General features: G+C 68.4%; 12 protein-coding genes and 1 riboswitch. Of the genes, 6 read left to right on the top strand and 6 right to left on the bottom strand.

Features of this window, described 5'->3' with window-relative positions; genetic code table 11:
• The first annotated feature begins 449 nt into the window (after nt 1-449).
• From GS424_RS06850 to GS424_RS06875, 6 genes are all read left to right on the top strand, one after another.
• A complete protein-coding gene (locus GS424_RS06850; RefSeq protein ID WP_160941831.1) occupies nt 450-932 on the top strand; it encodes a GyrI-like domain-containing protein in 483 nt (160 codons plus the stop codon).
• Nucleotides 929-1,519 carry a DJ-1/PfpI family protein gene (locus GS424_RS06855; protein WP_160941830.1) on the top strand — a complete coding sequence of 197 codons (591 nt, stop codon included), beginning with the start codon at nt 929-931 and terminating at the stop codon, nt 1,517-1,519. Before GS424_RS06850 ends, GS424_RS06855 begins: the two co-directional genes overlap by 4 nt.
• Nucleotides 1,509-2,024 (top strand): nucleotidyltransferase domain-containing protein, encoded by a 516-nt coding sequence (locus GS424_RS06860; RefSeq protein WP_160941829.1) that lies wholly within the window; start codon nt 1,509-1,511, stop codon nt 2,022-2,024. The genes GS424_RS06855 and GS424_RS06860 overlap by 11 nt, the downstream gene beginning before the upstream one ends.
• The gene (locus tag GS424_RS06865) at nt 2,021-3,106 is read left to right on the top strand and encodes a dipeptidase (RefSeq protein ID WP_244977699.1); all 1,086 of its coding nucleotides are present in this window, start codon (nt 2,021-2,023) and stop codon (nt 3,104-3,106) included. Before GS424_RS06860 ends, GS424_RS06865 begins: the two co-directional genes overlap by 4 nt.
• A 109-nt stretch (nt 3,107-3,215) precedes the next feature.
• Nucleotides 3,216-3,671, top strand: coding sequence for a MarR family winged helix-turn-helix transcriptional regulator (locus GS424_RS06870; protein WP_154334083.1), 456 nt, complete (start codon nt 3,216-3,218; stop codon nt 3,669-3,671).
• 5 nt (nt 3,672-3,676) lie between these two features.
• Nucleotides 3,677-5,008 carry an MATE family efflux transporter gene (locus GS424_RS06875; protein ID WP_244977700.1) on the top strand — a complete coding sequence of 444 codons (1,332 nt, stop codon included), beginning with the start codon at nt 3,677-3,679 and terminating at the stop codon, nt 5,006-5,008.
• Between the two features lie 21 nt (nt 5,009-5,029).
• Here the strand turns inward: GS424_RS06875 and GS424_RS06880 are convergent, their stop codons facing one another.
• The 6 genes from GS424_RS06880 to GS424_RS06905 form a co-directional block, all read right to left on the bottom strand.
• Nucleotides 5,030-5,485 carry a PaaI family thioesterase gene (locus GS424_RS06880; protein WP_244977701.1) on the bottom strand — a complete coding sequence of 152 codons (456 nt, stop codon included), beginning with the start codon at nt 5,483-5,485 and terminating at the stop codon, nt 5,030-5,032.
• Nucleotides 5,443-6,537, bottom strand: a complete 1,095-nt coding sequence (locus GS424_RS06885) for a hypothetical protein (protein WP_160941826.1) — start codon at nt 6,535-6,537, stop codon at nt 5,443-5,445. Before GS424_RS06885 ends, GS424_RS06880 begins: the two co-directional genes overlap by 43 nt.
• Before the next feature lie 22 nt (nt 6,538-6,559).
• Nucleotides 6,560-7,687, bottom strand: a complete 1,128-nt coding sequence (locus GS424_RS06890) for a 4Fe-4S binding protein (protein WP_160941825.1) — start codon at nt 7,685-7,687, stop codon at nt 6,560-6,562.
• Nucleotides 7,680-9,215: a glutamate--tRNA ligase gene (gltX, locus tag GS424_RS06895; protein WP_160941824.1), complete on the bottom strand. Its 1,536-nt coding sequence runs from the start codon at nt 9,213-9,215 to the stop codon at nt 7,680-7,682. The genes GS424_RS06890 and gltX overlap by 8 nt, the downstream gene beginning before the upstream one ends.
• Nucleotides 9,216-9,664: 449 nt before the next feature.
• Complete coding sequence (locus GS424_RS06900) at nt 9,665-10,417, bottom strand: lipoprotein intramolecular transacylase Lit (protein WP_160941823.1); 753 nt, start codon at nt 10,415-10,417, stop codon at nt 9,665-9,667.
• Nucleotides 10,418-10,504: 87 nt separating this feature from the next.
• Nucleotides 10,505-11,869 (bottom strand): glutathionylspermidine synthase family protein, encoded by a 1,365-nt coding sequence (locus GS424_RS06905; protein ID WP_160941822.1) that lies wholly within the window; start codon nt 11,867-11,869, stop codon nt 10,505-10,507.
• 307 nt (nt 11,870-12,176) lie between these two features.
• A riboswitch (SAM riboswitch) is annotated at nt 12,177-12,269 on the top strand.

The raw sequence follows: 12,269 nt of genomic DNA on the forward strand, positions 1-12,269 counted from the left end.
GCGGCAGGGAAGGTGCCGGGGCTTCTGCACACGATTTCGGCTCCAGCGCACAAAAATCTGCGACGTGCGAACCCGGAGGGCTTTCGGGGTGCGTTCCCATGAGCGATTCAGGTGGATGCAGCGTGCCTCCACGGAGGCTATCCTCTTTTGACCAGGGAATTCTTCAGACAAGGGGAAGGTGTGTCAGGAATTCACAAGGGGAGAGATTCGCACGTCGGCCGTTTTTGTGCAAAAACCGTCCGAGTCCGTGCATGATGCTGTCGACTGACTCCAGAAGATGGACTGGCCGTGGGGCCGGGTGCTCGTTCAAGCCGATCCTACACATCGTGGCAACGAAGTTTTCGGCGGCGCCCCGTTTTGTGCATGTTGTTCGCATCCGGGGTTCTGCTTCGCGTGCCCTGTTTGCTACGATAGCGAAGAGCGGTCGGACGGTCGGGAAGGTGCGGACGATGGGATATGAGGTGCGGGTCGAGCAGACTGCGAAGCGCGTGGTCTACGGGGTGGGCATGGCGTCGAACGACCGGATGCTCGCGCGCGACATCGACCGGCTGGCGAAGGTGCGTGCGGAAGCCGCGGACGCGTCTGCGGGCACTACGGTGCCGCTGTTCGTGATCTCGCATGCCTACGACTCGTCCACGGGCGACTGCGAGCTGTTCGTCGGCGGGGAGGCCGAGGCGGACGGGCTCGAGCGCTTTGCGATCCCGGCCGGCGCATATGCGCGCATCGAGCTGGCTCCCGCGCTGCGCGCCCTGTGGGGTGCCTCCGTCGGCAAGGCGAAGCGCTGGCTGTACACGACGTGGCTTCCGACGAGCGGCTACGTTGCGCTCAACCTCGAGTACGAGCACCACACCGAGAAGACGCTTGGCAGGCGCCCGCGGGTCGACCTGCTGTTCGCCATCGAGAAGACGCAAGCGGAAGGGACGTGCCGATGAGGGTGCTGCTGCTGTGCTGCAAGGGGTTCGAGACGATGGAGCTCAGCCCGTTCGTCGACGTGATGGGTTGGGCGCGCGACGACTTCGGCCATGACGTCGAGGTCGACCTGTGCGGGTTCGCGCCTGCCGTGGCCAGCACGTTCGGCGTGAGCGTTGCGATGGACGCGCTGGTCGACGGCGCGCGCCCCGAGGACTACGACGCGCTCGCCGTGCCGGGCGGCTTCGAGGAGTACGGCTTCTACGAGGAGGCGTACGACGAGCGCGCGCTCGGGCTGATCCGCGCGTTCGACGCGGCGCGCAAGCCCGTCGCGTCGATCTGCGTGGGCGCGCTGCCCCTCGGCAAGAGCGGCATCCTTGCGGGCCGTCGCGCGACGACGTACCACCTGGGCGACGGGTCGCGTCAGCGCCAGCTGGCATCGTTCGGCGCGCAGGTGGTGAACGAGCCCGTGGTGGTTGACGGCAACGTCGTCACGTCGTGGTGCCCGCAGACGGCGCCCTTCGTGGCCTTCGAGCTGCTGGCGATGCTGACCTCGCGCGAAGCGGCGCACGAGGTGATGCGGGCGATGGGGTTCTCCCATGATGGGTGAGCGCGCGGCCGCCGCCCTGCTCGAAGAGGCGGCGCGCCGGGGCATCGACGTGTGGCTCGACGGCGGCTGGGGCGTGGACGCGCTCGTGGGTGAGCAGACGCGCCCGCACGACGACCTCGACGTGTTCGTGAGGCGCCGCGACGAGGCCGCGTTCGTCGCGCTGCTGGAAGCGGACGGCTTCTCGGAAGCGCCCCGCGCGTTCACGATGGAAGACCATACCGCCTGGGAGGCGGGCGACGGGCGCGTGGTCGACCTGCACGTGTTCGAGTTCGCCGACGACGGCTCCCTCGTGTTCTTGGGGGAGCGCTACCCGGCGTCCGCGTTCTCCGGGCGGGGGACGGTCGGGGGCGTCGAGGTGCGCTGCATCCCGGCAGCCGAGCAGGTGGCGTTCAATTGCGGCTACGACTTCGACGCCGACGACGTGCACGACGTGCGCCTGCTGTGCGAGCGCTTCGGCGTCCCCGTGCCCGAAGAGTATCGCGACGCGATGAGGAAGGAAGCATGATGGGGCTGTTCATGACGCTGGACGAGCTGGCGGCCGAGGAGGCGGCGCGGCTTGAGGACGAGGGGCGGGCGGCATCGAACCGCCTGCGGGTGTTCGACCTGCACTGCGACACGCTCGACCGGCTGGCGTTCCACGGCGACGCGTCGGTGCCGGGCGGCTTCGCCGCGCACGACGCGCACATCCCCGCGCACCGCATGGCGACGTTGGCCGACAACGACGCGCACGTCTCGCTCGCGCGCACGGAAGGGTTCGCATGGTGCCAGTGCTTCGCGGCCTTCGTCCCCGACGAGGTGCACGGCGCGGAAGCCTGGGCGCTGTTCGAGCGCGTGCGCGCCGTGCTGGCGCGCGAGCTGGAGCGCTGCGGAGAGCGCCTCGCGCAGGCGCGCACCATGGCCGAGGTCGATGCCGCGCACGCTGCGGGCAGGACGGCGGCCGTGTTCACGGTGGAGGGCGCGTCGTTTCTGGAGGACGACGGCACGGCCGAAGGTCGCCTCGACGAGCTTGCGGACGCGGGCGTGCGCATGGTCACGCTCACGTGGAACGGCCCGAACGCGCTGGGCAGCGGCAACGACACGCGCCACGGCCTGACCGGGTTCGGGCGGACGTGCGTGGCCGAGCTCGAGCGTCGCGGCATCGTCGTGGACGTGTCGCACCTCAACGACGCCGGGTTCAAGGACGTGTGCGCCGTCGCGACCCGTCCCTTCGCCGCCTCGCACTCCAACGCGCGCGCCGTGTGCGGGCACCCGCGCAACCTCGCCGACTGGCAGCTGCGCGAGCTGGCCGACCGCGGCGGCATCGTCGGGCTCAATTTCTGCACGCAGTTCCTGACCGACCGCATCGCCGATCCGACGCGCGACGACGTGCTGCGCCACGTCGACCACGTCCTGGAGACGGCGGGCGAGCGCGTGCTGGCGCTCGGCAGCGACTACGACGGCTGCGACGTTCCCACCTGGCTCGATCCTTGCGACCGCGTCGGCGCGCTGCACGAGCTGCTGGCGGGCGAGTTCGGCCTCGCCGTGGCCGACCGGGTGTTCTTCCAGAACGCCCACGACTTCTTCGCGCAGTTCGACGCCGAGCGCTGAGGGCGCGCTGCCATACGCGTGATGGTTTCGTGAACCCTCTTTACGAGTCCGATTTCGTACCTATACTGTGCCGAGTACGAAATCGGACTCGATAGCGAGAGGTGCACCAATGGACACGCGGCAAGACCGTGCGAACCGGGAATACAACAATCTGTTCAGGCTCGAGACGGAGCTGTACCACGACGTCGCCACGAAGATGGGGCTGTCCGACAGCGCCTTCGACATCCTGTACTGCCTCGACGACCTGGGCGACGGCTGCCTGCAGCGCGACGTGTGCGCGGCCTCGGGCCTGACCAAGCAGACCATCAACTCGTCGGTGCACAAGCTGGAGCGCGCGGGCATCGTGGAATTGCGGATCGACCAGGGCCGCGGTACGCACCTGCACCTCACCGAGGCGGGGCGCGCGCTCGTGAAGGAGCGCATCCGCCCGGTGGTCGAAGCCGAGCGGGCCGCGTTCGCCGCGATGGAGCCGGGCGCGTGCGAGGAGCTGCTGCGGCTCGCACGCCTGCACCTTGCCGCCCTGCGCGAGCAGATGGACGCCCTGCCGTACCCGGACGGGCGGTGATCGCCATGGCCATCAAGCTTTCCGACCACTTCACCTACGGGCGGCTCGTGCGCTTCGCGCTGCCCTCCATCGCCATGATGATCTTCACGTCCATCTACAGCGTGGTGGACGGCCTGTTCGTGTCGAACTTCGCGGGCAAGGAGGCGCTCGCGGCCGTGAACCTCGTGTTCCCGCTGGTCATGGCGCTGGGATCGGTAGGGTTCATGTTCGGCACGGGCGGCGCGGCCCTCGTGGCGAAGACGATGGGCGAGGGCAAGGCCGAGCGCGCGAACCGCCTGTTCAGCCTCATCGTGCTGGCGGCCGCGATTTCGGGCGCGGCGTTGGCGGGCGTGGGCGCGCTGGCGCTCGAGTCGGTGCTCGGCCTCATGGGCGCGCAGGGCTCGCTCATGGAGCAGGGGCTCATGTACGGGCGCATACTGCTGGCGGCGCTGCCGCTGTTCATCGTGCAGAACGTGTTCCTCAGCTTCTTCATCGCGGCGGAGAAGCCGCAGATGGGCCTTTTGGTCACCGTGTGCGCGGGCGTGACGAACATCGTGCTGGACTACCTGTTCATCGCCGTGCTGGGCTGGGGCATCGCGGGCGCGGCGGTGGCCACGGCGGCGGGCCAGCTGCTGGCCGCGGCAGCGTCGACGGCGTTCTTCGCGCGCAGCGAGACCAGCCGCCTGCGCTTCGCGCGCCCCGTCCGCGACTTCCGCGCGCTCGGCGCGACGTGCGTCAACGGATCGTCGGAGCTCATGACCGAGGTGGCCGCATCGGTGGTGAGCATGCTGTACAACTACCAGCTCATGATGCTGGCGGGCGCCGACGGCGTGGCGGCGTACGGCGTGATCATGTACGTGAACTTCATCTTCACGGCCGTGTTCTTCGGCTTCTCCATGGGCACGGGGCCCGTCGTGAGCTACCACTACGGAGCGCGGAACCAAAGCGAGCTCAGGGGCCTCTTCAAGAAGAGCCTCATCCTCGTGGGGGCGACGGGCGCCACCATGTTCGCGGCCTCGCAGGCGCTGGCCGTGCCGCTCGTGAACGTGTTCGTGGGCTACGACCCGGAGCTCGCCGCCATGACGCTGCACGGGTTCCGCATCTACGCGACGGCGTTCCTCGTGTGCGGGTTCAACATCTACGGCTCGGCGTTCTTCACGGCGCTCAACAACGGCAAGGTGTCGGCGCTCATCAGCTTCATGCGCACGCTCGTGTTCGAGACGTCCACGGTCATGCTGCTGCCGCTGGCGTGGGGCATCGACGGGGTGTGGAGCGCCATCATCGTGGCGGAGGCGTGCGCGCTCGTGCTGACGACGTTCTTCCTCGTGTACCTGCGCAAACCCTACGGCTACGCGTAAGGTTTGCAACGCAGCCGGCGGCTAGCGGTAGCAGGTGGCGGTCATCCGGGCGATGGGCTTCCCGAGGTCGTCCTCGACCTCGACCGTGTAGAAGCCCAGATGGCGGCCTGGCTTGTCGCATACGGCCGTGGCGGTGAGCGTCGAGCCCTGCGTGGAGCGGAAGAAGCTGATCGAGGAGTCCACCGACACGGTGGGCTCCTCGCCGATGTTGCAGCAGACGGCCAGCGCGAAATCGGCCAGCGTGAAGATGGCGCCGCCCATGACGTTGCCCATCGCGTTTCGGTGCACGTCGGCCAGCTCCATCGCGCACACGGCACGGCCCCGCTCGCCCGACACGACGCGGCAGCCCGCCGCCTCGGTGGCGAACCGGTCGTTGGCGAACACGGCCTCGATCTCGTCGAGCGCGGGGTTGTCGGGAAGCATCGTGCGCCTTCCTATTCCGCCGGCGTCGCCGTGGCGGCGAACAACTCGAGCCACTCGCCGTCCTTCACCGTGACGGTTTGGGAGCCGCCCTTCAGGACGTACTTGGTGTCGATGATGGGATCGTCGTCGAAGTCGATGCTCTTCATGACGAACGCCGCGCTGTCCTGGTCGGCGACGGCCGCCGCCTCGTCCTGCGCGGTGACGGTGTAGGTGCCCGCCGGGATGTCGGTGCCCACGCGGTACAGGCCGCTGTCGTAGGGGGCTTCGGGCTTGAAGTCGGCCTTGTCGGCCAGGTACATGCGGTCGTCGCCCGCGCCCATGAACACGACGAGGTCGCCCTCCTCGAGGTCGGCGAAGTAGTTGCCGAAGTACGAGATGGCCGACTCGATGTCGTAGCCGCCCGAGGAGCCGGCGCTGTCGAAGATGGAGAAGTAGCCCTCCTCGTCCATGCTGCCCTCGAAGAAGTAACGGCCCGGCTCGATGTCCTGGCCGGCGCCCACGCGGTATACGCCCGACGAGCAGTTCCCATCCACGATCTCGTTCGGCAGGTCGCCCGCGGCCTCCTTGATGGCCTCGTAGGTGAGGTAGCCCGAGCCGTCGTAGCTGTCGGCGGAGTCGCCGTAGGGGTAGTTGTAGCCGTAATCGTCGGAGAAGGGGTCGTACGGCCCGTCGTATTCGTCGTCGTAATAGGGATCGAACGACCCGTTGTAGTTCGAGTCGATCATCATCGCGCACGACACGCAGCCCACGCACCCGCCGATGCCCAGCAGGAACACCAGCAGGCAGCCCGCAAGCACCCAGGGCCACGCCTTCTTCTTCGGCTGCGCGGGAGGCGCGGGGTACGGGGGCTGGACGGGGTAGCCGTAGGGAGGCTGCGGCGCGGCGCCGTACGGCTGCTGGCCGTAGGGCTGCTGCGGGGCCTGACCGTACGGCGGCTGCGGCGCGCCGTAGGAGGGCTGCTGGGGAGCGTAGGGCTGGCCGCCCGGGGGCGGGGGCGGCATGGGAGCTCCGCCCGTCGGGGTCGCGGGCGGGTACTGCTGGCCGTCGAAGCCTCCCTGCGCGTTCTGGTCGTCGCGCTCGGGAACGGGTTGCTCGGGTGCGGTCATGCGATGCTCCTTGCCTTGAGGGCTAGTCGGTCGGGGGTTCCGGGTTCTCGTCTTCGTCGCGTGCGAACGCGGCCGCGGTGGTCTCGACGAGCCCCACCGCCTGCTGCGGGCAGGCGTCCACGCACAGCCCGCAGCCGATGCAGTAGCGCGGATCGTAGGACAGCAGGCCGTCCTCGGGGCTGGGGAAGCGCGCGCCCGTGGGGCACGCTTCGGCGCACGCGAGCTCGTTCGTGCAGCGGCTGCAATCGGTCTCGGAGAGCACTGCCGGCACGCGCGCGGCGATCTCCGGGTTGCGGTCGATGGCCTCGAGCAGCAGCTGGCGCTTCGGCCACATGACGTGCTTCGTGCGGCCCTGCGGCACGAAGTCGTTGAACTGCACGCCGTCCACGAGGTTGAGGCGCGCCCGGGCGCGAGCGCGCTCCTTGCGCTCGTAGAACTGCTGCAGCACGTCGGAGTTGCGCAGGCGGCGCTTGCCCGACGCGATGTCGCCCACGTCGCTCACGAGGTTCGTGAACGCGCTGCGGCGGTCGACGCCTTCGGGGTTCGCCAGGTCGCGCACGAGGTTCTCCTTCTCGGGGATCTCGTCGAGGTAGCCCACCGTGGCGCCGCTCCATTCCTCGGCCGTCTCCACGGCGTGGGCGTACAGCATCTCGCCCATCTCGCCCGCGCGCTCGCAGTCGGCGCAGTAGGCGAGGTCCGCGGCGATGCGCACCGGGATGTTCTCGGTCAGCACGAGCGTCCAGAACTCGGGGGACAGGCACGCCAGGCACGGCAGCACCACCACGTTGGCGGCGGGCTCGAAGCCGGGGAAGATGTTCTCCTTGCAGGTGAGCACCACGTCCTCGCCGCGCAGCGCGATGCGGCGGATGCGCGCGTGCACGTCGATCATCGTGACGCGCGAGGACGAGAACGCGTCGCAGATCCCCAGGCAGATGCCGCAGCGCGTGCAGGCGTCCGCGTCGATGACGGGGCGCCCGTTCTCCGCGAACGCGATGGCGTCGTGCGGGCAGGCCAGCGCGCAGCGGTCGCACGCGGCGCCGCGCACGCGCGTGCAGTAATCGCGCAGCACGACGATCTGGTTGGGCCGGTTCTCCGCCTCGGCGGAGGGGTCGCCCGCGTTCCGGGGCATGTTCTCAGGGGCCTCAGCCACCGAACACCTCTTTCGTCACGTAGTCGATGCGGGCCAGCACGTCGGCGCGGGGCAACAGCTCGATGCTCTCGAACAGGGGCGGCGACACCATGTTGCCGCACACCGCCACGCGCAGCGGCTGGAACAGCAGCTTCGGCTTGAGTTCCAGCTCCTCGCCGCAGGCGCGGCACGCTTCCTGGAGCGCTTCGGCCTCCCAGGCGACGTCCTCGTCGGCCAGCACGCCGCGGCAGGCGGCCAGCGCCTCGTCGGCGCGTGCGCCCTCCTTCTTCAGCACCTTGTTGACGCTCTTCTCGTCGAGCTCGGGCACCTCGGGTCCCCAGAACATGAACGCCAGCTTGGCGGGGATCTCGTCCAGGCGCGCGAGGCGCTCGGCCACGAGCGGGTACAGCTTGGCGTACCACTCCGGGCGCGCGCCCACGTCGGCCGCTGCCGCGTCGCGCGCCTCGTCGGTCAGCTCGCCGTCGGCCGCGACGCCCGCATGCGCGCGGCAGAGCCACGGCAGCGACGCCCACACCCAAGCGCCCGCGTCCATGGCCTTGATGTACTGGCCGTTCATCCAGTCGAGCTTCGTCTCGTCGAACACGGCATCCTTCTTCGTCACGCGGTCGAGGCTGAAGCGCTCGCACAGGGTGGCGCGGTCGATGAGCGTCGTCTCGCCGTCGAGCGACCAGCCCAAGAGCGCCAGGAAGTTCACCATGGCGTCGGGCAGGTAGCCGCGCTCGCAGAACTCCTCCACGGAAGCCGCGCCGTGGCGCTTCGACAGCTTCTTGCCGTCCGCGCCCAGGATCATCGACAGGTGCGCGAACGTGGGCACGTCGAATCCGAGCGCCTCGTAGATGAGGATCTGGCGCGGCGTGTTGGACAGGTGGTCGTCGCCGCGGATGACGTGCGTGACGCCCATGTTCGCGTCGTCGCACACCACGGCGAAGTTGTAGGTGGGGGAGCCGTCCGTGCGCACGACGATCATGTCGTCCATCACCTCGGCCGGGAAGCTGACGTGGCCGTACACGGCATCGTCGAACTCGATGGCGGCGTGGTCCTCGGGCACGCGCAGGCGCCACACGTGCGGCTCTCCCGCGGCGATGCGGCGGGCCGCCTCGGCGGGGTTGAGGTCGCGGCAGGTGCGGTCGTAGCCCGCGTAGCCGCCCTCGTTCGCCTCGGCCGCGGCGCGCTTGGCGTCGAGCTCCTCCTTCGTGCAGAAGCAGGGGTACGCGCTGCCGCGCTCCTTCATGCGCTCGAGCGCCTCGGCGTACGTGTCCATGCGCTGGGTCTGGAAGTAGGGGCCGGACGCGCCGCCCACCTCGGGGCCCTCGTCCCAGTCGAGCCCCAGCCATTTCATGGCGTTGAGGATGACCTGCACGTTTTCCTCGGTCGAGCGCTCGGGGTCGGTGTCCTCGATGCGCAGGATGAAGTCGCCGCCCATGGCGCGCGCGAACGCCCAGTTGTAGATGGCCGTGCGGGCGCCGCCCACGTGGAGACGGCCGGTGGGGGAAGGTGCGAAGCGCACGCGTACTTTGTTATCGCTCATAGCTGGGATGATCCTCCGGATAGAATGGCTTGTCGTTCGGGTCGAAGCGGGACTTCGGCAACGGTTTCAGTATAGTCGACCCCGCCGTCGCCGCAAGTTGCTCGCTGCCCTTCCTCATCAAAAAGCTCGACCCTGGCTTGACCTCCGGGTGCCGCTGCCTTGTCGAGAGGGTTTCCGGTCGAGGATGCCGCACGCACTTCTGGGTTCGCGAGTTATGCACCCCCTTGTCCGGCCGAATCGTCTTCGATCGAAAGACTCGGCTGAAAAGGCTTGGAATAACCCCAGGTCGAAAATCGGCTCCGTCGTTCCTGCCGCACGTGCGGGATTCGGGAAGGGTGCATAACTCGCGAACCGGGCGTTTTCGGAGGGTTTTCGATGCCACGAGGGTGCATAACTCGAGGACTTGTAGGCCCGTCTCGCCACGCTCGGCGGCGCGGGCGCGCATCCCTTTACGCCGAACGCTTTTGGGCTCCTCTGCGACGCAAGAACACGCCGACGACGACGGCCGCGATCGACAGCAAGCCCGTGGTCGCGAGCCACACCGCTCCCATCCCCATCCAGAATTCGGGCGGGTACATGGTGATGAGCAGCGAATCGTAGGAGAAGGTCCAGGTGCCGTTCGCGAAGAACAGCGAGTGGAAGGCGGCGAAGAAGCCGTTGAAGTCCACGACCACCCAGGCGGCCAGCAGCGCGAACACCGCGACCACCGCGACGCCCGCCGCGGCCAGCACGCCGCCGAGGGCGCGCCGCCCGACGCGGATGGCCACGTGGGCGCAGGCGGCCACGGCCAAGAGCGCGACGACGACGAGCCCGATGCGCGCGCCTGCCACGACGCGGTACACGTCGTCGAGGTGCGACAGGGCGTCGGCGGGCAGCGTGTACTCCTCGGGGGCGGCGGCCAGCTCGTCGGGGCCGGCCTGCGCGTAGGGCGTGCCCGCGCTCTCGTTGATGGCGTGCAGCGCGGAGAAGACGGCGTCGCGGTCGTTCGACCCCACCGTGTAATCGCGCGTCGCCACGGCCGCCTGCACGAGCTCGTCGTGCGAGAACGGCGTGTCGGGATTGCCGTTGCCCGAGAACGCCCCCGCGAGCGCCTCGGTGGTCTGCGGAAACGCCGCGCATGCGGCGAACCCCGTCGCCACGAGCGTCACCGCCAGCGCCGCAGCGGCAACCACCGCGGCAAGCTTGTTGATCGCGTTGGACATGCGAATCGTCCTCTCTCCCATCCCCGTGGCGCGCCGTCGGGCGCGCAAAAAAGAGGGCGCGCCGAGAAACCGGCGCGCCCGGAAAACCTAGTCCACCCAGATCGTGGCGGCGGTCATGCCCTGCATGTCCTTGGAGATCGTGGGCAGCGGGCCCAGGCGGCTGAACACGCCGGTGAACACGCCGTCGTACAGGTACAGCCCGTTCAGGTTGTTGTACAGCGCAGGGGAGTCCGACACCTCGTCGTCGGCCAGCTCGTCGATTCGCGCGTCGGGCGGCAGCGTCTCGGTCTTGAACGGGCGGATGTAGCGCTGCACGATGAACGGGAAGCCGGCGCGGCCGTTCGCGAACTTGTCGACGAGGCCCTCCCATTCCTCTTGCGACACGGAGCAGCCGGCGTACACGTCGTCGGCGCCGTAGTGATCGGTGGGCTTGATGATCCACTCGTCCTTGTTCGCGCGGATCTGCCCCACGTTGATGTAGTCGTCGTCGAGGAACGCCGTCATGGGCACCGTCTCCTCGACGAACGAGATCTCGTCGCCGTCGAGGAACTCCACGGTGCGGTCGTCGAACAGCACCTTGAATATCTGCTTGTCGTGCACGATGTGGCCGGCGAAGCTGCCGATGAGCGCCACCTTCTCGGCGCGCACCGCGTTGAGAAGCTCCTGCGAGTCGTCCCAATGGTCGATCACGTCGTTCGTCACGCAGCGGCGCCAGATGGCGTCGATGCGCTGGCCGTCCTTGTCGTACAGCGCCTCGCCGTCGAAACGCAGGTCGCGCACGTCGGCCACCACGCACTCCGCGCCGCGCTGGCGGAACAGGTCGGCGTAGATGTGGAACTCGTCCACCACGCCGTTCTCCAGGTAGTCGCAGATGGCGATGCGCGGGTTCTCCACGCGGCGGGCGTAGGTGGCGTAGATGTCGAGGAAGGCCTGCACCCACGACTCGAACAGCTCGCAGCCCTCCACATGGTGGCGGTTCGCGAACTCCTCGAACGTGCTCGACTGCGCCACCGACGTGGTGATCTCGCGGTTCTCGTTCATGCCCGACGAGCCGTCGGCGTTGAACTCGCAGAACTTCACCCGGTAGTCGTCCTCGTTCAGGAACGTGTCCACGCGCGCGAACGGCAGCACCGAGTCGTAGCCGCGCGGCAACAGGATGAGCTCCTCGAGGCGCGGGTCGAAGTCGAAGGCGCGGCGGTACTCGGGGTCGGCCAGGTAATGCTCGATGACCTTGACGAGGATGCGGTGCGCCGTTTCCGCCGTCTCCTTCATCGTGTCGTAGGTCTTCTTGTTGAACAGGCGGGGGATGAAGGAGCACGCCACCACCTGGTGGTGCACGATGGCCGTGGAGTTCTGCATGTAGTCGAAGGCGGCGCGGCGTCCGGCGACGTCTCCGTCGAGCGAGTCCATGATCTCGAAGTACTCGCGCGTGTAGTCGGCGTTGGTTGGCATGGCGATCCTTTCGGGACACCGCTCCCGGGGCGGCGCGCGCATCGGGGCGGGGGATAGGTTTCAGCCGAAAAGTGTACCATGAGCTGCGCGGCGCGATCGAGGAAGTTGCCGTATCGCCACACGAACGGCGAGGACTCGGAATCTTTCCGGAGGCGGTTTCCCGGCGGTTCGCCGGCGTTTTCCCGTCCGCCTGCGCGGCGCTCGTGGGGGTTGCGCGCTTGCGACGTTTCCGGTCTTGCGCGGATGCTGCTTTCGGGGTACCATCGGCAAGGTTTCACGGGGATTCCGGCCATGTGCGCGGTTCTCTGTTTTATCAAGAGTCGGGGGAGAGAGTTGGCTCTGAGATCCCGACACCAACCTGGCGGATACGCCAAGGTGGTCCGGCCTACAGCGATGAAGG

The organism is Eggerthella guodeyinii, assembly GCF_009834925.2.
Classification (GTDB): Bacteria; Actinomycetota; Coriobacteriia; order Coriobacteriales; family Eggerthellaceae; genus Eggerthella; species Eggerthella guodeyinii.

Excerpts from the sequence above, each read along its gene's own strand:
- GS424_RS06885 (WP_160941826.1), bottom strand. The coding sequence starts at position 6,537 with ATGACCGCACCCGAGCAACCCGTTCCCGAGCGCGACGACCAGAACGCG.
- GS424_RS06860 (WP_160941829.1), top strand. The coding sequence starts at position 1,509 with ATGATGGGTGAGCGCGCGGCCGCCGCCCTGCTCGAAGAGGCGGCGCGC.
- GS424_RS06865 (WP_244977699.1), top strand. The coding sequence starts at position 2,021 with ATGATGGGGCTGTTCATGACGCTGGACGAGCTGGCGGCCGAGGAGGCG.
- GS424_RS06855 (WP_160941830.1), top strand. The coding sequence starts at position 929 with ATGAGGGTGCTGCTGCTGTGCTGCAAGGGGTTCGAGACGATGGAGCTC.
- GS424_RS06900 (WP_160941823.1), bottom strand. The coding sequence starts at position 10,417 with ATGTCCAACGCGATCAACAAGCTTGCCGCGGTGGTTGCCGCTGCGGCG.
- gltX (WP_160941824.1), bottom strand. The coding sequence starts at position 9,215 with ATGAGCGATAACAAAGTACGCGTGCGCTTCGCACCTTCCCCCACCGGC.
- GS424_RS06850 (WP_160941831.1), top strand. The coding sequence starts at position 450 with ATGGGATATGAGGTGCGGGTCGAGCAGACTGCGAAGCGCGTGGTCTAC.
- GS424_RS06905 (WP_160941822.1), bottom strand. The coding sequence starts at position 11,869 with ATGCCAACCAACGCCGACTACACGCGCGAGTACTTCGAGATCATGGAC.
- GS424_RS06870 (WP_154334083.1), top strand. The coding sequence starts at position 3,216 with ATGGACACGCGGCAAGACCGTGCGAACCGGGAATACAACAATCTGTTC.
- GS424_RS06875 (WP_244977700.1), top strand. The coding sequence starts at position 3,677 with ATGGCCATCAAGCTTTCCGACCACTTCACCTACGGGCGGCTCGTGCGC.